Below are 23599 nucleotides of genomic sequence, written 5' to 3'. Positions count from 1 at the left end.
CACGCACAGCATGCTCAGCGATAAGACCAAGAAACTGACCCGCCAGGCCTACAACGGCATCGCCGAGGCGATCCCCAACTTCGTCCGGCGCAAGGAGCAAAACTACCTGATTGCCGAGATCGCCAAGACCCTGGCCGGTGAGTACTGCAAAGAGCGGCGCATCATGGTGGTCCAGGCCGGCACCGGCACCGGTAAATCCCTGGCCTACTGCCTGGGTGCCATCCCCCAGGCGCTGGCCAGTGGCCGCAAGGTGTGCATCGCCACCGCCACCGTGGCCCTGCAGGAACAATTGGTGAACAAGGACCTGCCTCTGGTACAGAAGCACAGCGGCATGAACTTTCGCTTTGGCCTGGCCAAAGGGCGGCAGCGGTATGCCTGCCTCTCCAAGCTGGAACTGCTCGCCGGCGAAGCCGGTGAGGGGGAAACCGGTCAACAGGCCTTGTGGGAGAGCAAGCCCGCCAGCGCCGATGTGGCCCTGCTTAAACGGTTGCATCAGGCCTACCACGAAGGGAAATGGAACGGCGAGGTGGACAGCGTTCCCGAGCCGGTGCCCGATTACCTGTGGCAGCAGATTGGCTCAGATAAGCACAGCTGCAATAAGCAGCTGGCGGCGCACCGCGACTGCCCCTTTCACCGTAGCCGGGATGAGATGGACAGCTGGGATGTACTGATCGTCAACCACTCCCTGCTGCTGGCGGACCTGGAGCTTGGCGGCGGCAAGATCCTCCCCGACCCGGACTCCATGTACTACATTGTCGACGAGGCCCATCACCTTCCCCAGGTAACCCGGGACTTCTCCGCCGCCAGTGCCAACATGAAAAGCACGGTGGAGTGGCTGGGCAAGCTGGAGAAATCGGCCCACAAACTGGCCAGAGAGCTGCGCTCCGACAAGGCCACCAACCTGTCCATGGAACTCACCGAAGACCTGGAGGCCCTCGGAGACGGCCTCGGCCAGGTGGTCAGTTTCTGCGAAGCCAACCCAAGTCTGTTCGACAATCCGGAGCTGCGCCACCGATTTGAAAACGGTGCCCTGCCCGAAGTGCTGGTCACCCTGGCCACCAACCTCAAGACCGCCTGCGGCCAGGGGCTGAAAAAGCTCACCAAGCTGCAGACCATGCTGATGGAGTCGGTGAAGGAGGGGGAGATCAAGGGCTGGCAGGCGGAACCCTTGGTGGCCGAGGTGGGCATGCACCTGCAGCGGCTGGAGGGACTGACCCAGCTGTGGCAGATGATGTCCAAAGAGATCCCTCAAAACAGCGCGCCCCTGGCTCGCTGGATAGAAAAGGTGGAATTTCAGCAACGCCAGGACTTTCATGTCAGCACCTCCCCCATAGAGATCGGCTTTATGCTCGAGGAGATGCTGTGGAGCAAGGCCGCCGGCGTGGCCCTGCTCTCGGCCACCCTGATGGCCCTGGGCAGCTTCGATCATTATCGGCACCAGGTGGGATTGCGCAACGACGATGGCACCCGCTACACCGCCCTGCCCTCACCATTCGATTACCAGCAGAACGCCACCCTGTTCCTGCCTAAAGTGACCGCAGAGCCCCAGGATGACCGCTTCGGCGACATGCTGGTGAAAACCATTCCGGATCTGCTGGAGGAGGAGACCGCCAGCCTGGTGCTCTTCACCTCCTACCGGCAAATGGAGGCGGTGGCCGACACCCTGAGGATGCATAAGAAACTGCCGATCCTTGTGCAGGGTGAAGGCGCCCGCTCAGAGCTGATTGCCGAACACAAAGCCCGCGTTGATCGGGGGGAGGTGTCCATCCTGTTTGGCACCAGCAGTTTTTCCGAGGGTCTGGATCTGCCGGGCGACTACCTGACCAACCTGATCATCACCCGGCTGCCCTTTGCCGTGCCCACCTCGCCGGTGGAGCAGGCCCACGCCGAATACATCAAGTCCAAAGGAGGCAACCCCTTTTTGCAGCTGGCGGTTCCCGATGCAGCCAAAAAACTGGTACAGTCCTGCGGTCGTCTTCTTCGCAACGAAACCGACTACGGCAGAATCACCGTGCTGGACCGTCGCCTGGTAACCAAACGCTACGGCAGTGCTCTGCTGGATTCTTTGCCTCCCTACCGCCGCCATATTGAATATTGAGATGATGGAACTGGGTCTCGACCTGAACCTGATACTGCTGCTCTCCACCGTAGCCTTCGCCGCTGGCTTTATCGATGCCGTGGCCGGAGGGGGTGGACTGCTGACCATACCCGCCCTGCTGACCGCCGGGCTGCCGCCACATCTGGCTCTGGGCACCAACAAGCTGGCCGCCAGCTTTGGCTCCTTTACGGCCAGCTGGACCTTCTATCGCAAACAGCTGTTTAACCCGCAGTTCTGGCGAGGATCCGTGTTGGCCACCTTTATCGGCGCCGCAGCAGGCACCCTGGCGGTGGACCTGTTCTCCGCCGACCTGCTCAACCGCATCCTGCCGTTGGTGATTGTCATCATCGCCCTCTATACCCTGCTGGCCCCCTCCCCCTGTGATGAACAGCGGGGGCTGCCGGAAAAAGACCGGGCCCTGCGCACCAAGCAGTGGAGCCAGGGGGTGTCACTGGGGTTCTATGACGGCTTCGCCGGCCCGGGAACCGGCGCCTTCTGGACCGTCTCCTCCATGGTGCTGTACCGGATGAACATCCTGCTCTCCTCCGGGCTGGCCCGCAGCATGAACTTCGTCAGCAACGCCACCTCCCTCGGTTTTTTTATCGGCCTGGGCCATGTCCATTTTGGCATCGGCCTGGCAATGGGGCTGTGCCTGATGGCCGGCGCCTGGATCGGCGCACACTCCGCCATCCGCTTTGGCAGCCGCTTTATCCGGCCGGTGTTCATCTCCGTGGTACTGATCATCGCCGGCAAGCTGGCGGTGGAGGCCTGGCTATGAGTTTTCGTGCCCGCAGTGAACTTCTGCAGCTGCTCAGGCAGCGACTGGAGCAGCTCAAGAGTCAGGTCCAGCAACATGACCAGTCCCTGGCCAACAACACCACCCAGGCCCTGGATCACCAGCAAAGGTTTCACTCCGCCCTGTTTGACCATACCGGCGCCTCCCTGGCTCAGTGCCTGCAACGCCTGGAGCAGGATCTGCATACCCTGAGCCGGCTGAGCCAGGCCCCGGATTCCGGTGACACCTTTGAATTGGTGTGTCAGCAGTTTTCCGACCGCTATCAGGCGGTGATGCAGGCGATGAGCGCCACCGGCTTACAGGCGGCAGGGGCGCGTTTCTCCAGCCGCCGCAAGGGCCTGCCCCGGCAGGACAGCAAGTACCAGTGGATCGCCCGCTCGGTGATGCAGAACAGCCACAGCGCCTATGAGGAGCTGAGAAAACACCAGAACTGGGCCAACCGTCTTCAACAAAAGATTCATGAATTGGAACAAAAACTTGATTTGCATCAGGGGGCGGAAAAAATCACACTACAGAATGAGATTCTGGCAACGCAAAAGCGGCTTGGCCGTTGTCGTCAGGCTATGACCTATATTGAAGAACGTATCGCCCGCCTGGAGAAGGGTGGGCAGAAGCACTAAGGAGCACAGGATGAACAAAGCCTCACTGATGGCTGCACTAATCGCCGGAGGCATGAGCCTGAACACTCTGGCGGCTGAACTGAACATTCCACTGTCCATGGAGTTCATCGCCGTCAATGGCCAGGAGGTAAAATCCAATTTCTTCAGCCACAAAGATGAGCTTGAGCTGGAGAAAGGCGAGCACACTGTGGCCCTGGTCTACAAGGATCTCATCGAAGAGCCCTATGGTGATGGCCACCAGCGGGTCAACTCCGACCCCTTCCTGCTGCACATCACCATCGACGCCGATGGCGAGTACAAACTGCGCCCACAAACCCCCATTCGCGATCTGAAGCAGGCCAAGGCCTTCGCCCAGGATCCCAAGGTCAAGGTGACCCACTCCGGCGGCCAGCAGGTTCAGTACAGCATCGAGATGACCACCATCCGTGAGGAGAGCATCATCGATACCCTGACCAAGGAGCTGACCCCAGAGCAGAAGCATAAGCAGGAAGTGATTGCCGCCACCGCCCCGGCGGGCAGCGCCACCAATGCGGCTGCCGCGACCACCGCGACTGTGGCAACCAGCGCCGTCGCCGCCACCGCCCCCAGCCAGGGCACTGCCGATCAGGTCCAACTGCAGGGTGACGTTAAGCTGAACCCAGAGGCGATGCTCAAGTACTGGTGGCAGCAGGCCGACGAAAAGACTCGTAAAGAGTTTATGACCTGGGCCATCTCCAACATGTAAGGCCCCGGGCCTGTTGCTTGCGGGCAGAGGTTCGGCGCTCAAATGACGCCGAACCTGTTTCCCTGTTGAGTCAACAGGCCCCATGATGCGGGAGCCTCTCCCGCGGCTGTCGCCCATGCTGCACTGCGTTTATCACCCCATCTACTCGCAACTGGTGCTGCCGCCCAGCCACGGCTTCCCCATCACCAAGTATCGCCACCTTTACGACCACCTGACCACCACCGTAGCGCCAGGCCGACTTCTCTGGCACCGTCCCGACAGCCTGGATCCCCGACGCCTGTCCCTGTGCCACAGCGACGACTACGCCAACGCCTTCCTGACGAACCGCCTGTCCGACAAAGCGATTCGTCGCATGGGCTTCCCCTGGAGTGAAACCCTGGTGGCCCGTACACTGGCCTCGGTCTCCGGCACCTGCCTGACCGCCGAACTGGCCCTGGAGCATGGCCTGGCCCTGCACCTGTCCGGGGGATACCACCATGCCCATTTCGACTTTGGCAGCGGCTACTGCGTCTTCAACGACCTGGTCCTCGCCGCCGAACAGGCCCTGACCCACCCAGGGATAGACCGGGTGCTTATCTTCGATCTGGATGTCCACCATGGCGATGGCACCGCGGCACTGTGTGCCTCAAGACCAGAGATCATCAGCTGCTCTGTCCATTGCGAGTCCAACTTCCCCAGCCGCAAGCCCCCCTCAGATCTGGACTTCCCAGTTGAAAAAGGGGTGGGCGATTCCGCCTACCTTCAAACCGTGGATCAGGCTCTGACCCTGGCCCTGAGGCTGCACAGCCCGGATCTGGTGATCTTCGATGCGGGTGTGGATGTGCACAAGGATGATCGCCTCGGCCATCTGCAGGTGAGCGATGAGGGATTACGCCAGAGAGAACAGCTGGTACTATCTAAATGTAGGGACAGCGCCATCCCCCTGGCCTGCGTTATCGGCGGCGGCTACGACCGCGACCCCGACAGCCTGACCAGGCGCCATGCGCAGCTGTTCCGCGCCGCCTTAACTCTGGGATAGAGGACCCTGACACATGGACGCTGAAATCAGAAACTACTATGAGATCCTGTTGGATCAGACCGTCACCGAACGCAAACTGGGGGAGAAGTTCGACGATGACCAGTTGGCCGATCTCTTCTGTCTCACCCTGAATCAGCTTCCCTGTCGCTACTTCCGTCACCGGGTGGACTTAAGTGCCTACGCCTCCATGGACGAACTTATCGCCATGCAGAAAAATGTGGATCAGGCTCTGGAGCGGGCTCAGGAGTACATTGAAAATCACCCCCGGAAAGATTGAGCTGTGCCTGCTGTTGGCGGCCAGCCTGCCAGCAGTGGCCGAGCCCCTGCCCACCGCCCCGTTTACCGCCCACTACCAGGCAAGCAGCCAGGGGGTGCCCTGCGGTCAGGGCACCCAAAGCCTGAAACTGGAGGGACAACAGGCCCTCCTCGAAGGCAGCGGCGATTTCTGCCTGTTCGGCGATGCCAACAACCTTACCCGCATGAGCTGGTTTAACGAGCGCTGGAACACCGACAGCTTTGCCTCCCAGGTAAAAGGTTGGTTCCCGGTGGAGTACCGGGGCAAACCGGGCGCTCAGGGCACCATGGAGGTACTGGAGGATGGCGAACTCATCGACTATCCGGACACCATGACCCCAGCCATCCAGGGGGCCGCCACCATGTTGCAGAACCTTCCTCTGTTGGCCAAGCCGGGTCAAGACGTGGTCACCAGCTACACCTGGGGCGATGAGACCCGCCACTACCGCTTCGAGAATCTCGGCTTGACCACACTGCCACTGATGGACAGGAGCGTCACCACTTTGCACCTTCGCCAAACTCACCCCAGGAAGTCCAGGGTGGCCGATTTCTGGTTTGCACCGGAGTTGGGCAATCAGTTGGTACGCCTTGAGGTCCGTCGTCTGGGGATCCTGGTGCTCGAGGTTGAGTTAACCCAGTTTCAATCCTTGCCCATGCCAATCGCCCGTCAACAGAATCACTAGCCCCGCGCACGGCGGGGCTGTGCTCAGGCAGAGCCTCAGGGCGCCAGGGTTGCCAGCGCCTGAATCTCATTGGCGTTCAGGGCCCGGTTATACAGACGCACCTCATCCAGGGTGCCCCTCATGAACTCCGCGACGCCGCCCGCTCCACCAAACAGCAGATCTCCAGGCCCATCGGCGGACTGCGCCGCCCCGGTGCCCACCAGAGTACCATTGAGGTAGAAGCTGCGGTTGCCAGAGACGCCATCCTGGATCAGGGTCAGCTGCTGCCAGCCACTTCGCGCCACTGGTCCTTTGATGTTGGCGGGCCCACCAAAGATCCAGCGGTCATAGGAGGCCACCCACAGTCCGTACCAAGGGGCCTCGTCCCTGGATTTGGTCACCGCGCCGGCCCAGCCTCCCTGATCCCCATCCAGACTCACCCAAACCGACAGGGAGAAGCTGGCCCCGGCATTAAAGGTCAGTTGCGCGTCATGAGCCACCCGCACCAGGTCGTCCACCCCATCGAAATAGAGCCCATTACCAGCCCAGCCCGGCACTCGAATTGCGCCGCTGATGTCACCCACCAGCCCGGAACCCGATGCATCCAGCACCTGGCTGCCGCTGGTTTCATCCATGGGCCAGTAGCCCACCAGCCCGGCGTTGGGCAAGCCGTCCCCCGGCAGATCCAGATTGAACTGGGCAGAACTGACGCTGCTACTGACCCCATCGAGGATGGCCACCGCCTGCAGAGTCAGACTCTGACCCACCAGAATCGGCACTTGGTAGAGATCGGAACCGGCATCCGGCGTCGATCCATCCAGGGTGTAATGGATGGCCGCACCGGAGTCGGCACTCAGGGTCACGGTCACCTCCGAGGTGTAATCACCGCCATTGGGGTCGATCACAGGCGGGCTCACTACCGCCGGTTCACTCCAGGTCACGCTGACCTGATCCGAGGCTTCCGGATTGGTGAGCGCCTGATGATTGGCGTCCACCAACCACACCCGCATCACATGACTGCCTGCAGTGCCCGGGCCGAAGTCGTAACTGGTCAGCCCGGTATCGTGCAGAGGCACATAGGGCTGATCATCGAGCTGCACATGAATGTGGTCGAAGCCGGTCTGATCCCCGGCAGTCTGCCACTGGACCACCAGGTTGCCCGTCAGCTGCGCCCCCTCTGCCGGCGCGGTGATGGTCACCGCCGGCGGTTCATACGGCTCTATGATCAACTGCACCTGGGCAGTGTTGCTCAGGTTGCCCTGAAGGTCCGCCACCCGGTAACTGAAGCCGTCGGCGGTGGTGGCACTGCCATCATGCTGATAGCTGGCCACGCCGGTGGCTGAGTCAATCTGCAGATCACCGTAGGCCGGCGCGCTCATCAGCTCTACCGAACCGGCATCCAGCCCCAGAGTGGCACTGTCGTTGGCCAGCAGGTCGACGCTGATGCTCTCCCCCTGCCCCAGAGACGCACTGTCGTCCAATGCCACCACACTGACACCGCCAGGCTCCAGGTTATACAGGCTGGACACCTCACCGGCATCCAGGGCCCGGCTGTAGAGGCGAACCTCATCCAGCACACCGCTGAAGTGCTCACTGACCCCCAGGGTGCCGCCAAAGATCAAATCACCGCCACCGTTGGCCTGCTGGGCACTGCCCTCGGCATTGAGGACACCATCCAGATAGAGGTAACGGCTGCCACCACTTTGCACCAGCACCAGATGGTGCCAGCCGGCGCTGATCTTGCTGCCGCTGATGTTCTGTGGCCCGCCGGAGGTCCATCGCCGGTTGCTGGCCACCCAGATGCCGTACCAGGGCGCCTGATCCCTGGACTTGGTCACCACCCCGGACCAGCCGGACTGGCTGCCAATGCCCTGGGCCCAGAACGCCAGGGTAAAGTCATCGCCACTGCCGAAGGCAAAGGCGCTGCTGTGAGGCACCTGAACCAGGTCATCCACACCGTCGAACCTCAGCCCCTGACCAAAGCGGCCGGTCACCACCTGGGCGCCCAGGATCACCCCATCGTTCTGGTTACCCGAGCTGTCCACCGCCGTCTGGGCAGAGCCGGAGTCCAACGCCCAGTAGCCCACCAGGGTGGGATCGCCACCGCTTGGATCCAGCACGGTCACCGACACCGAATCGCTGGCCTCAGGATTGGCCAGGGGCTGATGATCCGGGGTCACCAGCCAGACCTCGATGCTGTGATTGCCTGGGTCGACCTGGCCGAAATCATAGCTGGTGAGGCCGGTGTTATGCAGGGTAACGTGGGGGTTGTCGTCCAGGCGCACATGAATGTGGTCGTACAGAGAGTCGTCCCCGGACAGTTGCCACTGCACCAGCAGGTTACCGCTTATCTGCGCCCCATCCTGAGGCGAGGTGATGGTCACCGTCGGGGGCAGATAGGCCTCGACGGCAATGGACACCGCCGTGGCCACCGACCAGGCACCGGTAGTGTCCTGCACCCGATAGCTGAAGCCATCATCCAGGGCGCCACCATTGTGGCTGTAAGTGATCACCCCGGTACTGCTGTTGATGGAGGTGATGCTGCCCTGGTCCGGCGAAGTCAGCACCTCGACGGTGGCCGGGTCCAGCCCGGCGATGGCCGAGTCATTGGCCAGTACGTCAATATCCACCGTGGCGCCACTGGAGATCTGAACCCAGTCCGCAGAGGTCACAGGCCCGGCTGCCGGCGGCGGTGTGGTCGCCAGCACCCCCACCTCATCGGCTGAGAGCGCCCGGTCATAGAGTCGAATCTCATCCAGTACCCCATCGAAGAACTCGGCCACGCCGGCCGCGCCGCCAAACCAGAGTTCTCCACTGCCCTCACCAAACTGGGCATCCAGGGTACCGGCCAGCACCCCGTCCACGTACAGCCAGCGACTGTCCACCAGGGCATCCTGAACCAGGGCCAGGTGGTGCCAGCCGCCGCTGATGGGGCCGTCGAAGATGGCATTAGGACCGCCAGCCGCCCAGGCATCCCAGGAGGTGATCCACAGACCATACCAGGGTGCGCGCTCTCTGGACTTGGTCACCAGGCCCGCCCAGCCTCCCTGACCGCCATCGGGCTGGACCCAGGCACTCAAAGAGAAACTCTGAAACAGGGTGAACGCCAGTTGGCTGCTGTGGGGAATCACCACACGGTCGTCCACGCCGTCGAAGCGCAGACCGCCGCCGTCCCATCCATTGACCCAGGTGGCACCACTGAGCTGGCCATCATGACCATTGCCAGAGGCATCGCCGATGAGGGTGCCTCCCGCTTCGTTCAGTGGCCAGTAGCCCACCAGGCCATTAATGGGGAAACCATTATCTGGAGGTGTCAGCTGATAGGTCTGAGACGCCACCTGGGACGGCACATAACCCTGCCTGTAACCCCAGACCTTGAGTGTGGCCCCCTCTTCCAGGGTCAGGTTGCCGTCGCTGGTCGGCGAACTCAGGTCCGGATCTGAACCGTCCAGGCTGTAGTAGAAGCTGACCCCGGCGGTCGAGGAGCTGAGGGTGACCGCCAGTGGCGCGGTATATTGCCCGCCAGGGGGGGAGATCACCGGCGTCGCCACCACCGGGGTGCCGCCCACCAGGGTGATGGTGATCACCACGGTGGCAGGGTCGGAAACAAAACCATCAACGTCTAACACCCGGTACTGGAAGCTGACGCTGCCCGAAGTGGTGATGGAAGGCTGGTACTGCACCCTTCCGGTGCCCGGCAGCAGAGTCACCAGGCCACTGGCCGGCTGGCTCAGCAGGGTCAGGGAGTTCACATTGATGCCGGTGTCGTCACTGTCATTGGCCAGAAGGTCCACCTCCACGGTCCCCCCCACGGCCACCGACGCGCTGTCATCATTGGCATCCGGCGGCGACACACTGTCACAATCGGGGTAGAGGTTGGACACTGCCGTGGACGAGAGCCCGTGATCGTCGGTGACGGTCAGGGTGACGCGGTAGAAGTAGGTCTCGCCGTCGCAGCCCGCCGGGGCGATCTGCACCTGGCTGGCGCAGTTGCTGTCCACCGGGTCTTCATGGGTGTGATTGTTGTGGTGCAGTACCGTCTGCCAGACGCAGCTCAGCTCACCGCTGCCATGCTCATTGTCGCTGATCTGGGCCGTCAGGTTATAGAGGGTGTCACTACCCAGTGGATACAGGGTGCCATCGGCCGGGGAGGTAATGCTGACCTGAGGTGGCGTGTTGTTGAGGCTGATCAGCACGGTATCGGAGTCGCTCTGGGCCGGCGAGCCATCATCGGTGGCGGTCAACGTGGCCGTAAAGCTGATGGGGTTGCCGTTGGGCGCGGTGTACTGGTGGCTGGGAGAGGCACCATTGCCACTGTCGCCATCGCCAAACTGCCAGGCGTAACTCAGGGTGTCGTTATCGGGGTCAGAGGACCCGGCCGAAGAAAACTGCACCGTCAGTGGGCTGGGACCATATCTGGGGTTGGCCGAAGCCACCGCCGTGGGCACCCGGTTGCCACCCGGAGCATAGCTGACCCGATAGATAAAGGTGGCCCAGCTGATGTAGTAGAGCCTACCGTCGGCGGGGTGGGTGGCGATAAACACCACCCCCCCGGCGTCGGAGGCAAAGGGGCGAACCTGAGTGACCCTGTCATTGTCATCCATCACGAAGTTGCGCACCCACTGACCACCGAAATCTCCGTGAAAATAGGTATTGTGATAGGTCACAGGGAATTCACCACTGAGATACCACGCCCCCCCAGTGGAGGCGTTACCGGCAAAAGGCGTTCCCTGAGTCAGAATGTCTGAAGTTCCGGGTACCGGTTCGCCGACACCGACGGCCACCGCTGCACCGTTGCCATCAAAGGCGGGGTAGCGGGTCTGCGGTTCATCGTGGAACCAGTCCAGGCTGGGGCGTCGATGTTCGAATACCGGCACGGAGGTGATCTGGCCAGAACCACAGGGATTGGGGAAGCTGGGTGTGCTCAGGGTCTCCTGAACAATCAGGTCGGTGAATTCAACATCGCATCCCAGGGCCGCGGAAGCCTGGGCGCTGTTGGGGGAAGCAAAATAGTAACCACTCTGAATGGTCATCCCCTCGAACGCGGGCCAACCAAAGTTGATGTTGGGACCGTCCACCACCAGAAACTCCTCCCAGCGGCTCAGTCCCACATCTCCCACATACAGCACCCCGGGATTGCCCTCATCCGGGTTATGGCTGCCCGTTCCGGGCTTCAGCGACATGCGGTAGGGGTTGCGCAGGCCCAGTGCCCACATTCGGGAAGCGGGAGAGCGGGGCGCCGCACCATCGTAATAGGGGTTGCTGGCCACACCATCGCCATTGGCCGGATCGATACGCAGTATCTTGCCATTGAGGGAGTTCACCATTTGGGCACGGTAGGCACCCACATTCTCATCAGGGCGCAGGATCCCATCGGCCAGTGCGTCCAGATAGGCACTCTCTGGAGCACTGCCCACATCGGTGGAGGAGAAACTGGCACCATCGCCAAAGGCCACCAGCAGAGTCCCATCGGTACCAAACACCAGCTGCCCGATTCCATGGGTTTGATGGGTCATCGGCATCCCAGAGCTGGGAGACTCACCGATCAGCACCTTGCGACTGGCATAATCCACACTGGTGGCCCCGGAGAAATCACTGGCCCCCTGAGGTTTTATTGCGGTGTATCGCACCACTCGCCCTATGGTGGCCTGGGTGACCTGAATGGTCAGATTGGGGTCATACTCCGAGTCACAGATGGGGGCCCCCACCCCAGAGGCAGGTTCGACACAGTGAAGAAGGTGGTGTCGGTCGACGATGTAACCAATGTAGACATGGCCATTCTCGTCATAGCGAGGATCGAGTGCGAACCCCAACAAGCCGTGATCCCGCCAAGCCAGCACCTCATCTGCGATGTCGATAAAAGGGCTGGATACCGGGTTGGACTCATCGATGATCCATACCCTTCCGTCTCGCTCCCAGGCATAGATTCGGTCACCGGCTTCCGAAAAGGCCAGCCCCACCACCCCTGACCAACCCTGGCCATCCGGCCTGGCCAGCGTCTCCTCCGTGAAATCTTGATCATCCAGCAGCGCCGGCCAGACCACCATTGGCCAGGCTCCCAGCGTGAGGAGCAACAGAATGGAAACTAACCAGTTGCGCATAGCCTTCACCCGTTGTCATATCGAGACCAAAGTCCCGGCTTATCCATAAAAAATTTATGGTCTTACCGAAATGATTTGAACTGAGTGTAGTCGAGGCCACACAGGCAACAGCTGAAAAAGTTTCATGACTTTGAGGAGGTTCCAATGAAGCCGAATGGGCAACTCTGGATAACTGATTGAAGCATTGGGACAAGTGTGGACAAGGAGGCTCGAAGGCGTCCCCGAAAAAAAATCACTCGGGCACAACACGCCGATCCCTATACAGAAAATACCCTAAAGGGCAGTGCTGCCTGGAATAGGGTCGGGGCCGTCTGACGGCTTGATGTTTCCGTGGGGCACTTCTAACCTGAGCAGTTAACCCTGCTTGAGCCCACTCTACCGGACTGGGCTCATCGAACCACGCTTGGAGGGGCCCATGTCTTCTAGCCTGTACGACCTTCTCGGCAGAGAAGCCGGCATCACCCAGATCGTGGAGGATGCGGTCAATGCTCACCTGAACAATCCAATCGTTCAAAGCCGCTTTCAACACAGCGCCAATATCGAGCGGGCCAAAAAGATGTCCGTGGAGTTTTTCTGCGCCGGCTCGGGAGGCCCCCAATCCTACTCAGGGCAAGATATGATCACGGCTCACCAGGGGATGAACATCTCCGAGCAGGAGTTTATGGCCGTGGTGGATGACGTATTGGACGCACTGGATAAAAATGCCATCGGACCCGAGGCGCGCCAGCAGGTACTGAGCATTCTCTATGGCTTGAAGGGGCAGATAATCCGTATCTAGATAAATGGTCCGGCAATCCCTGCCGGATCATTCTTCCCAGGGTAGCTCAGGGTTAACCACCCATGGGGGTGCCGATCATCCCCACTGAGGCGATGGCAACAAACAGCACTACAAGTACAGATAACTCTTTAATTACTGATTTCATCCATCTCCTCCTTACGCCCGGTCAGGGCCAGCTTCGGCTCATTAAACTTAAACCCATTATGACTCAAAAAAAAATTTAATCAAATCATAGTGGTGTATACCATTATAACCGCATTTGCCTTACCCACCCTGAACGCGCACCAAAATAGGTCATAAACCAACATTTTTAGGCAAAATGTGGCTTGGGCAGCGGAATACAACCCTGACTTTTAGCCCAGTTTGGTAATCATACAACACCCTATGACCCTCGCCAGCATTGACCACAGAAGCCAGACCATCATCTGCACCCGTAAAAAACACTGACATTTCAAAGGTAGAAATCCCTAAAAAACACAAACCGACAAAAGCACAAATATGCCCAAACTTGCCGACTCGGATTCAGTCAAAAACCGGCCTTGGATGGCCTGGTCAAAATCCAATCAATGCGCTTATTAATCAATGGATTACATATTGAACAAGGCGACCCTTTAAGCAACAAACTTCACCTTGTTTCAGGCGACACTTTTCAGTCGCGTTCGTGCCATCAAACACAGCGGCAGAATCTGGCGCTCACCGGCGCGCCTACAGCGGACTATGCAAGGGGGGGATAATACGAAAACGCGCCAATTTTCTGATGGCAACGTGTTGACCTTATTCCAACAAAAAAGGGAGCCATTGCCGGCTCCCTCAGCTGCTCACCGCCGAGCTCATTCCATGAACGATTCAGGCCACAGCGTTATGGCAATACCTTACTGACCTTTTGAACGCACCAGGGTCACATCGGACAGCTCAGCAATCACCTTATCCTCTTTCAGTACAGACGCCGTCCAGATGATCAAGCCAGGTTCACCCGGGCTGGTCCAAAGGAAGTCGTAAGTCTTCTTGCGCCCGGGTTCCAGCCCGTCGATGGAGGTCGTAAATTGAGCCACCACCTCCCCGCTCTCTTCACGGGTCGCCACAATGACGAGCTCACCATCTCCGGGTGACATCGCCGTCTCCTCGTTCAGCACGGTAACGGCTATGCGGACGTCATCCTTGTAGATACGGACCTTGTTGGGCGTCTTGAGCCTGTAGATGCTCATGGCATCGGCCAGGGGTTGCTCTGACATCTCCTGGTTGATCAGTAACTGCGCAGTAAATAATGCCGTCGGCTTTCGGTCACCTTTGATGTATACCGCCAGATCAAAGTCCTCGGTCATGGGCAAACCATTGGTGGAGACCGGGTACTCGATGCCGTTTTGAATGCTGACCACACCCTGCTGAACCTCAACCCCCAGATTATTGGCAACGTCGACCCAGCCCCTGCTGCTTGCCAGGGGAGATGCCCCATTCTCAGCATCCCAGTCAAGCAGATTGATCACTGTGGTCACCGGCGTTCCCACTTCGTAGCGAATGTTGTCATGGGTATAAGGCGGAACGGTGCACTCTGACCGTGGGATCTCCAGTCCAGGAATATCCTGACCGAATTTATTGGCTCTTAACCGCCACCTGGGGCCGGAAACCAGAACCAGTCCCTGCTGCACCGTCTCCTCGGCCTTCAGTGGATGTTCAAAACCGAGAAAGTGAAAGCGCCCGGCTGCTGCCTCGGCGGCGTTCACATAGGACCACTGAAATGGATCCCGATCGATACTGGTGTAATAGGCATTGGTGTAACCTTCACTGAGATCTTTGGACAGGCGCGTCTCAAGTGGCGGCGAATCCCCGGCCGGAATCAACGTGCTGTCCGGCTTATGGCGGAAATAGGTATTCTCCTCAATGAAGTCACCGTCTCCTTCAAAGCAATCCTTGGCCGAACGCCAATTGTCGTTTGCGTCCACCCAATAGGCGGGCTTGCGACCTGTGGCCGCTTCGTTTTCAAGATCTTCAGGCCGAAGTTGATCATTGGGGTTATTGGTGATCCAGTGGGTAACCACCAGCTTGGCGCTCCTGATTTCGTACTCTGCACCGGGTTCCTTCCATTCCGAAGGCAGAGGTATTCTCGCGTACAGGCGAATATCATTCGGACGTTTAATCAAACCACCCCAGCGATACAGTGCCTTGCCATCGTCTTTAACGGTAATGGAATAATCTGAACTGACGGCGATATCCCGATCAACCCTTAGATTGTCGTTCGGAGCCAGCTGTGAAAACGCTGTCAACGGCGTCTGCTCTCCGACAATGACCTGCTGATCATCAAGGCCTGCCAGGGCACACTGTGATTGCTCTCCTGATGGAAGCATCAGCACCCCCTGGTTGCCCGTCTCGGGGTCCGCATGCAAGTAAGGCACCGTTTCATGACAAGTGAGAGCGTGCTCCAAGACCGTATAGTGCTCCGTTGAACATTTAACCGAAGTTCCCCCCAGCCCTTGGCACCAGGTACCCAGCGGGGGTTTCACCTTGTAGGTGTCCGTTTTGGCGTTTGACACCTTGACGCCGATGACCTTATCGCCTTCGGTAATATTGCCCACGTACCCCTCGGCATAGTCCCTTGAAGCCAGAGACTTCCCCTCTGCCCCGAGGAAGTCCACCACCTCAAAGCCAAACTCGGTGTCGACCGGGTAGAGCGTGATGTTCTGTTTATCAACAATTGGATAGACATAAGGCTGACCGGTCGCAGGATCAATCTCGCCGGGGCAACTGATGCCGCCCGGCAATCCACAGATCGCAGCAGGGTCTTGAGCTACAGTCCGTCCCTCGAAGTCGATAAGAAGATCGTCCATGGAGAAGGTGTGAAGCGGAGAGGTATACGCGGCCGCAGGCTCTTGTCCGTTACTGGCCAGGGAAAGGAGTGAACAGTATACGAGTAGAGCAATCGGCGCAGGCGCACAGATACGCTTTGACAAAGTTTTCATCGTAACCACCTGATTTTATTTAAGACAAGGTCTGAACTCGGCGACAATTTCACAGACACCGGACAGCCACAGAAAGGAGGAACGAAACTCTTTGAAAGCGCTCACTTTCGATCAAGAACACCGCAACGGAAAACCCCGGGCACCCTGTAGGGAGTTTACTCTCATCCTTTGTATAGCTAGATTTAAGAAAAGCCAGAGGAAAAGCGGTTGATAATCCGCAATTTTGAGTTCAATGATCACTGGATCAATGCCCCGGCAGATGGCAAGGAGCCACAGAATGAAACGGAGCACTCCCCCGACTCGGTGCGACAACGCCAGGCACAGACTGGAGAAGGTAGACTGTGCTGGTTGCGTGATACGCGACCGCTTACTGTTCGCCGGATTGGATGTTGAGACAGACAGGCTCCTGCTCTCACCGATCGCTCACTACCTGATGAAGCCGGGCGCCATGATTTACCAGGAGGGCCACCAGGCCGCGGCGGTGTACTCCATCAGAAGTGGCAGCGTAAAACTGTCGTTGTACTCTTCAGACAACGGCGACAGGATCGTCCGCTTGCTCGGTACCGGGTCTGCCATCGGACTGGAGGCCTTGCTTGAACCACACTATCAGCACAGCGCGGTGGCCATTGGCCCGACCAACCTGTGCCGCATCCCCACCAACACACTGCACCACCTTGGAAAACAGCAGCCCGAGCTCTATCGACGGTTGATGGCACAATGGCAAGAACAGAGCCTCAGCGCTGACAACCATCACGTCCACCTGACTCAGGGCCCAGTAAAAAGCAGGGTTATCAATCTTCTGAGCATTCTTGAGTCCCTTCAATCCGAGCAATCAGCCACCTTCTACTTGCTGACCAACCAAGACTGCGCCTCCCTGTTGGGCATCAGTGAAGAGTCCGTAAGCCGCGCTATGGCAGAGCTAAAACGCCAACAGGTGTTACGCAAGGCATCCGCCCACAGATGGAAGCTGTATGTGTAGGGAGTGACACAGGATTCCGACAGCGACAGGTACGCAGCCACGGATGAATGTCAGACTTGGAAGAGGGTCAGGGGGAGCTGGAGGCAAAAACCACACGGGCGTAGCAGATGCCATGCCTGGACTGAAACAGATAGGGTGCTGAGTACGATATAGACGTGTTTGAAAAGCCCAAAGTGTCTCACCGTGTGTACCACTACGGTCGTTGACAAGGAGTTTCTTTTAAAATCAGGCAGGTTGTCGCTTAAACCATAAGTCTGCATAAGCAACAACCAAGCGTCAGACACTTACCCGTACTTTTGAACCATAAGTTTGCATGCAACTAAAGCAAAAACCTGCATAGGGTTACGGGCAAGGATTTGAGGTGATGAAAAGTAACACCACATCGGCTGGCCGGGAGGTTGCTCGATCTTCGCTCCGATGCATGGTCGAATGGTCAACCACTCATCTACAACGGGCACACGGACCACATTCCTTTGCGCCGCCTCTATTGAACGAGATCCCATTCTCAACGCTCCGTAGCGCTCACTTTATCGTCGAAAAGTACCGATTCAAACGCCCTAATAGCAGCAATTCAAATTGCTCCTGGGTGTATAGTCCCAAGACTTCAGCCGCTGCCGATAACGGGAGGTTTTTCTGTTGTGCAGTGCGGGCGATTTCGGTGGCCACATCATAGCCAAGCTCGGGGGTAAGCAGGGTGATCAGCGATAGATTGTTGCGCATGTTTATGTCGATCTGCGCTTGGTTGAGGGTCAGCTCTGCAATGCAGTGGTCGCTAAAGGCGTTCATTGCATCGGACAGCAAATCTATGCTTTCCAACAGGTTATAGAGGATCACCGGCCGGTAGGTGTTCAGTTGCAACTGTCCGCTTGAAACGGCCAGCGCGACCGTCAGATCGTTGCCGAAGATCTGCAGGCACACCATGCTCAGCGCCTCACATTGAGTCGGGTTCACCTTGCCCGGCATGATAGAGCTGCCCGGTTCATTGGCGGGTAAGTGCCACTCGTTAAAGCCGCAACGTGGCCCACTGCCCAGCAATCGAAAATCGTTCGCCATTTTTTGCAGACTGGCCGCCAACTGCTTTAACGCCGCGCTATAACGCAGCAGTGCGTCCTCACTCGATACGGCTGCGTACAAATTGGGGTGTTGGCTAAAGGGTAACTGATAATGCTCGGCTAACAGCGCGATCACTTGCTGACCGAATGGTGCCGGCGCATTGGCCCCAGAGCCCACCGCCGTGCCCCCCAACGCCAACGGATACACCGCCTCCAGACTCTGCTCTATCGCGTTTCTCGCCGCCGTTAACTGACTAAGGTAGCCCGAGAATATCGACCCTACACGAATGGGTAAGGCATCCATCAAGTGGGTACGCCCGACGGTGTAGATCGGGTGAAGCTCAGCCTGTTTTTGCGCTAAAACCCGCTCCATGTGAACCAGCGCAGGCAGCAATCGCTGCTGAGTTTGCGTGGCCACCAGGATATGCATGGCACTGGGGAACACATCGTTGGAGGACTGCGACCGGTTGACGTGATCATTGGGATGAATGGGCGCTGGCTGCGCCCGTCCTTGCTCAGCCTGTGAAACATAACTGTTGGCCAGTGAGGCGATGACCTCATTGACGTTCATGTTGGTTTGCGTGCCGGAGCCGGTTTGCCATATCCGCAGCGGAAATTGTGCCGCATGGTCGCCCGCCAATATGGCATCACACGCATGCACGATGGCATCACAGTGCTCGGTCGTTAGCCGTCGATGCTGCCGGTTGACCAGCGCACAGGCACGCTTAATGGTGACCAACACGGCAATAAATCGCGGACTAAATCGGTGTTCGCCGATGTTGAAATAGCGCAGCGAAGCTCGCGTCTGCTTGCCCCACAAGATCGTGCCATCCTCCTGCCGCTCATCGCTCTGCTGCGGCGCAATATCCGCCGCCCTTGTCGGCTCAGGAGCGGCAGCGAAACGAGGCTGAGAGCTAAGTCGGCGAGCGACGTGCTTGTTGCGCTTTCTCATCCCCGGTCCTGCTTGGGTGAACAGAATTGATTGGCCACATAGGGCAAAATCCCCCCCGCGAAGAAATACGCCAGCTCACGCCCATTCTCTATCGCCAGCGTCACCGGGATCGTTTGCGCTGCCGGTTCAAGCGGCGATGGATCGGCAGCAGCGATCCGCAGGGATAGGGTCTGCCGGGGCACCAGCGCTTCAAACCCATTGGCCGATGGCGCGGTAATGCTGATCAGCTCATCGCCCCTTAGGTGCAGTGCATTGGGTTCGAGATCGGCAGGTAACAACAGGGGCATGATCCCCACCCCCACCAGATTGCTGCGATGAATACGCTCAAACGAGCGTGCGATCACCGCCTTGATATTCAACAACAAGCAGCCTTTCGCTGCCCAGTCACGGCTTGATCCGGTGCCGTACTCCTTACCGGCAAAGATCACCAGCGGCACATGATGAGCGAGATAGTATTGACTGGCCTGGTAGATCGAGACTGGCTCTGTCTGCGCTGTGTTCAGGTCACTGTGCTGAGGAGCCGATCCGCCCGCCAGATCCCAAATACGGGTGAAGCCCCCTTCCATCGGTTCCACTAAACGGTTCTTGAGCCGCCGGTTGGCAAAAGTACCTCGCACCATCACTTCATGATTGCCCCGGCGCGCGCCGTAGCTGTTAAAGGCCTCGGTCATAACCCCTTGCCTGAGCAGATATTCGCCCGCCGGGGTCCGCAGATCGATCGGACCCGCTGGCGAGATGTGATCCGTGGTAATGGAGTCACCAAAGATCGCCAAGATCCGACCGTCCACCATCGGCTTGGGAGGCGTGTTGCAAGCCACAAACGGGGCCTGACGGATGTAGGTGGATCCCTTTTGCCACGGATAACACACCGCGTTGTCGACCTTGAGTCCCTCCCAAGTGTCGTCACCCATGGTCATGTTTGCATAAGACTGGCCATACAGCGCTCGGTTGATCTGCGCCAGCACCGCCGCAACCTCGGCGCTATCGGGCCACAAGTCTCTCAGGAACACCGCATTGCCATCGCGATCCGTACCCAGGGGCTCAGTGTCTAAATTGATACGGGTATGCCCCACCAAGGCAAACGCCACCACCAGCGGAGGCGATGCCAGCCAATTCATACGCACAAAGGGATGAATGCGACCTTCAAAATTGCGGTTGCCTGACAGCACGCCACAGACTTGCAGCTTGCCTTGCGCGATCACCGCTTCCAGATCATCTTTGAGTGGACCGGAATTGCCGATGCAGGTGGTGCAGCCAAATCCCACCCGATGAAAGCCTAACTGATCCAAATACCCCTGCAGGCCGGACTGATCCAGATAGTGCGCCACCACCTGAGAACCGGGGGCAAGCGAGGTTTTGACGTGGGGTTTGACCGTCATTCCTTTCTCCACCGCCGCCTTGGCCAATAATCCTGCCAGCACCATCACCTGCGGATTTGAGGTGTTAGTGCAGGAGGTGATAGCGGCAATCACCAGATCGCCGTCGCTCAGACCCTTAGTGCCGTCCGCACCTTGTTGGCGCGAGTGCTCACCCGCCAAGGCGATCTCATCCAGGGTCTTTTGCTTGATCGCCGCTAACGGCAACCGATCTTGTGGCCGCTTAGGGCCGGCAACACAGGGGACTATCTCGCCGAGATCGACCGTCAGGTTCTCACAGTAAATAACCGGACTGGCGTGTTCGCCCGGCTGATAGAACAAGCCTTGGGTGAGGGCATAATCGTGCACCCGCTTCACCAGATCGGCGGGGCGATGGGTCAAGGTGAGATAGTCGATGACCTGATCATCGATGGGGAACAGCGCACAGGTCGCGCCATACTCAGGCGCCATATTGGCGATCGTGGCACGATCCGCCACACTCAGGTTGGCCAACCCCGCTCCGTAAAACTCTACGTACTTGCCCACCACACCGTGGTTTCTCAGTAACTCGGTCAGGGTTAACACCAAGTCGGTTGCGGTCAGGCCCGGGGACAGCGCCCCCAGCAAATTCACCCCAACCACGGTGGGTGCATTGAGGCTCAAGGGTTCGCCGAGCATAACTGCCTCGGCCTCAATACCGCCAACGCCCCAACCGAGCACCCCTAAGCCGTTGATCATCGTCGTATGGCTGTCAGTACCCACCAGCGTATCCGGAGACAGGACACCATCCACCTGGCGCACTACCTGAGCCAAATACTCGAGATTAACCTGGTGGCAGATCCCCCTGCCCGGCGGCACGACAGTCAGGTTGTCAAAAGCGCCCTGAGCCCACTTTAAGAACTGGTAGCGCTCACGGTTGCGTTCCATCTCCCGCTGCCGGTTGAAAGACAACGCATCGGAGGTTCCGGCTTTATCAACGATCACCGAGTGATCGATCACCAAATCGACCGGACACAGCGGATTGATCCGCTTAGCATCGCCGCCTTTGGCGTGCACCGCATCGCGCATCGCCGCCAGGTCGACGATCGCCGGTACGCCGGTATAGTCCTGCATCAGCACCCGGCTGGGGAAAAACGAAAACTCAAACGCCTGCGACGCGTTGCTCGCGCCGAGCTGTTGGATGATATTGGCTTGGTCGTCATCCCCCTGGCTGTGTCTCATGACGTTTTCCAAAAACAGCCGCACGATAAGCGGTTGCTCCTCGAGTGAGAAATGGTGATCCTGCGCCAGTTTGGGTAGCGACCAATAACGCCACGTTTCGCCGTCGCTGACGTGCTCGGTCAAATAGCGTTGGCGCCATTGCTTTGCTTGTTTAGATCTCATAGTCATTAGCCTCAGTGGGTCGACGATCGGGCGGCCCCTGTGGCATCCCTGTTGGGGGCGCAGGTCGCTCAACCGTAGACGGAGTGAGGTAACGCAACAAAATCAGACCGAATAGAGCAGACGCAACCGACGCAAGCAAAATGGCTAATTTCACTGACTGTATTTGCGCTGGGGTATACGCCAGCTCGGCAATAAAAAACGCCATGGTGAAGCCAATGCCAGCTAACGCGCCGCCACCGAGGATCAATCGCCAACTGAGATCCCGGGGCAAAACCGCAATATGCAACTTTACGGCCAGCCAGCTAAACAAGAGAATTCCGACCGGCTTGCCGAACACCAACCCCAGAAATACCGCCATCACCAATGAAGACGTAAACGTCGTATCAGACAGTTGCACCCCCGCATTGGCCAGGGCAAACAAAGGCATCACCACAAAGCCGACCCAGGGGTGCAGCAGCATTTCCAACCGCTCGACCGGAGAAAGCGCTTCACGCGCCGCCGCTTCCGCAGTTTTTAACACCCTGCGGCCGGGCGTATCCCCACTCCAATGGTCGCCTGGTGGATAAGCCACCACACAGTCCATGATGGTATGCAGACGGTCCTCGGTGACCCATTTATTGGTGGGGGCCATCAAACCGAGCGCCACGCCCGTGACGGTCGGGTGAATTCCGGATGCATCGATCGCCAACCAGACCAATCCGCCGAACAGAAAAAACAGTGGCATACTGCGCACCCCAAGAAACCCGATGAGCCGGATCAACAACAAACCCAGCACAGCCAGTCCGATAGGGAGCCAATGGGTCTCTGAGCCGTAGCCAATGGCAACCACCATAATGGCCCCAATGTCATCGACAACGGCGAGCGACAGCATGAATATCCGTAAACTTCTGGGAATGCGCGGACCCAGCAATGCCAAGCAGCCGATCACAAACGCCGTATCCGTTGCCATCACGGTGCCCCAGCCATGCTGACCGGGCTCGCCAAACTGCAACAGCAGATAGACGAGTGCAGGAAACAGCATGCCTCCCAGCGCGGCGCTGATCGACAACATGGCCAGGCGCGGCTGACGTAACTCACCGAGCACCAGCTCACGCTTGAGCTCCAACGCGATTAGGAAGAAAAACAGAGTCATCGCGGCATCGTTCACCCAGCCATGCAGCGACCGTTCAAACACAAGGGTGCCGAACTTGATCCCAACTGAGGTATGCCAAACGGCAGCGAATGGCTCACGCCAGGGAGAGTTAGCGAGCGCCAAAGCAAGCAAGGTTGAAAACAACAGAACCAAACCTGCGGAGGCTTCGAGCTTAACGAAACGCGTGACCGGATAAGTGACCCAATCGATGTGCGCTTTCGGCAGTTGAGTTGGATGGCCCCGTTTCACCCAGGATGACTTATTACCGCCAACCTTCATGATGATCGCCGGCTCAGACCCGGTAAGCGCCTGGCATAACCACAACCCCCTCCAAAGACGTAGCACATACCATCGCACGGAAACACACGGTCACCATTGACCCACGGCATAAATCACCCCCTGTGAACAGCTTAAATCCCACTCACTCAGTCTAGTCCCTTAGCCGCATCGACACTGTTCTAATTGAATCGGCCCCACTTCAATAGAAGCCAGTGTAGAGCTAACAATTTTATGGCTTGTTTGGCTGTGGGGTGTCTATGGAAGTGGTGGCTATTCAGGGATCTGATTTCCGGTTCTAAGAATACGCACATCGCTACCCTAGTCGACATGTAGTGGTCAACTAATTCCGGACAGTAAGTTAGACCGATTCTCGGCTTGAACAGGAGTAACGCCATCATTGTGTTGATGGGGCCGCTGTCGGT

14 protein-coding genes are annotated in these 23599 nt (G+C 58.5%); 9 read left to right on the top strand and 5 right to left on the bottom strand.

Annotated features, from left to right (window positions below):
• The first annotated feature begins 10 nt into the window (after window positions 1-10).
• The 7 genes from dinG to G505_RS0114995 all read left to right on the top strand — a co-directional run bounded on the left by dinG (window position 11) and on the right by G505_RS0114995 (window position 6233).
• Window positions 11-2098 carry an ATP-dependent DNA helicase DinG gene (gene dinG, locus G505_RS0115025; RefSeq protein ID WP_028110297.1) on the top strand — a complete coding sequence of 696 codons (2088 nt, stop codon included), beginning with the start codon at window positions 11-13 and terminating at the stop codon, window positions 2096-2098.
• 1 nt (window position 2099) lies between these two features.
• Window positions 2100-2876, top strand: coding sequence for a TSUP family transporter (locus tag G505_RS0115020; protein WP_028110296.1), 777 nt, complete (start codon window positions 2100-2102; stop codon window positions 2874-2876).
• On the top strand, window positions 2873-3514 hold the full coding sequence (locus G505_RS0115015) for a primosomal replication protein (RefSeq protein WP_035385463.1): 642 nt from the start codon (window positions 2873-2875) through the stop codon (window positions 3512-3514). Before G505_RS0115020 ends, G505_RS0115015 begins: the two co-directional genes overlap by 4 nt.
• A 10-nt stretch (window positions 3515-3524) precedes the next feature.
• Window positions 3525-4238: a YccT family protein gene (locus tag G505_RS0115010; protein ID WP_028110294.1), complete on the top strand. Its 714-nt coding sequence runs from the start codon at window positions 3525-3527 to the stop codon at window positions 4236-4238.
• A 115-nt stretch (window positions 4239-4353) separates the two neighbouring features.
• Window positions 4354-5256, top strand: coding sequence for a histone deacetylase family protein (locus G505_RS0115005; RefSeq protein WP_028110293.1), 903 nt, complete (start codon window positions 4354-4356; stop codon window positions 5254-5256).
• 13 nt (window positions 5257-5269) lie between these two features.
• Entirely contained in the window at window positions 5270-5533 is a 264-nt protein-coding gene (locus tag G505_RS0115000) for a late competence development ComFB family protein (protein ID WP_028110292.1), read from the top strand.
• Window positions 5508-6233 carry a hypothetical protein gene (locus G505_RS0114995; protein WP_028110291.1) on the top strand — a complete coding sequence of 242 codons (726 nt, stop codon included), beginning with the start codon at window positions 5508-5510 and terminating at the stop codon, window positions 6231-6233. The genes G505_RS0115000 and G505_RS0114995 overlap by 26 nt, the downstream gene beginning before the upstream one ends.
• Before the next feature lie 35 nt (window positions 6234-6268).
• Here G505_RS0114995 and G505_RS22530 read toward each other — a convergent pair whose 3' ends face one another.
• On the bottom strand, window positions 6269-12313 hold the full coding sequence (locus G505_RS22530) for a LamG-like jellyroll fold domain-containing protein (protein WP_084644020.1): 6045 nt from the start codon (window positions 12311-12313) through the stop codon (window positions 6269-6271).
• Between the two features lie 415 nt (window positions 12314-12728).
• Between G505_RS22530 and G505_RS0114980 the strand changes: the two genes are divergently transcribed.
• Window positions 12729-13091: a group I truncated hemoglobin gene (locus tag G505_RS0114980; protein WP_028110290.1), complete on the top strand. Its 363-nt coding sequence runs from the start codon at window positions 12729-12731 to the stop codon at window positions 13089-13091.
• A gap of 872 nt (window positions 13092-13963) precedes the next feature.
• Here the strand turns inward: G505_RS0114980 and G505_RS21730 are convergent.
• Window positions 13964-16045, bottom strand: coding sequence for a hypothetical protein (locus G505_RS21730; protein WP_157509238.1), 2082 nt, complete (start codon window positions 16043-16045; stop codon window positions 13964-13966).
• Between the two features lie 277 nt (window positions 16046-16322).
• Between G505_RS21730 and G505_RS0114965 the strand changes: the two genes are divergently transcribed.
• Window positions 16323-17024 carry a Crp/Fnr family transcriptional regulator gene (locus G505_RS0114965; protein WP_028110289.1) on the top strand — a complete coding sequence of 234 codons (702 nt, stop codon included), beginning with the start codon at window positions 16323-16325 and terminating at the stop codon, window positions 17022-17024.
• 522 nt (window positions 17025-17546) lie between these two features.
• On the opposite strand, the gene G505_RS21725 is transcribed toward G505_RS0114965, so the two are convergent.
• From G505_RS21725 to nhaA, 3 genes are read right to left on the bottom strand one after another with little or no spacing between them, the layout of a single operon-like run.
• Window positions 17547-19028 (bottom strand): class II fumarate hydratase, encoded by a 1482-nt coding sequence (locus tag G505_RS21725; RefSeq protein WP_084644017.1) that lies wholly within the window; start codon window positions 19026-19028, stop codon window positions 17547-17549.
• Window positions 19025-21766 (bottom strand): aconitate hydratase AcnA, encoded by a 2742-nt coding sequence (acnA, locus tag G505_RS21720; RefSeq protein WP_051216290.1) that lies wholly within the window; start codon window positions 21764-21766, stop codon window positions 19025-19027. Before acnA ends, G505_RS21725 begins: the two co-directional genes overlap by 4 nt.
• Window positions 21756-23177, bottom strand: coding sequence for a Na+/H+ antiporter NhaA (gene nhaA, locus G505_RS21715; protein WP_084644023.1), 1422 nt, complete (start codon window positions 23175-23177; stop codon window positions 21756-21758). Before nhaA ends, acnA begins: the two co-directional genes overlap by 11 nt.
• Window positions 23178-23599: the final 422 nt, after the last annotated feature.

The sequence above is a fragment of the Ferrimonas futtsuensis DSM 18154 genome (assembly GCF_000422645.1).
Lineage (GTDB): Bacteria > Pseudomonadota > Gammaproteobacteria > Enterobacterales > Shewanellaceae > Ferrimonas > Ferrimonas futtsuensis.
This window is presented reverse-complemented; position numbering and strand designations above follow the sequence as displayed.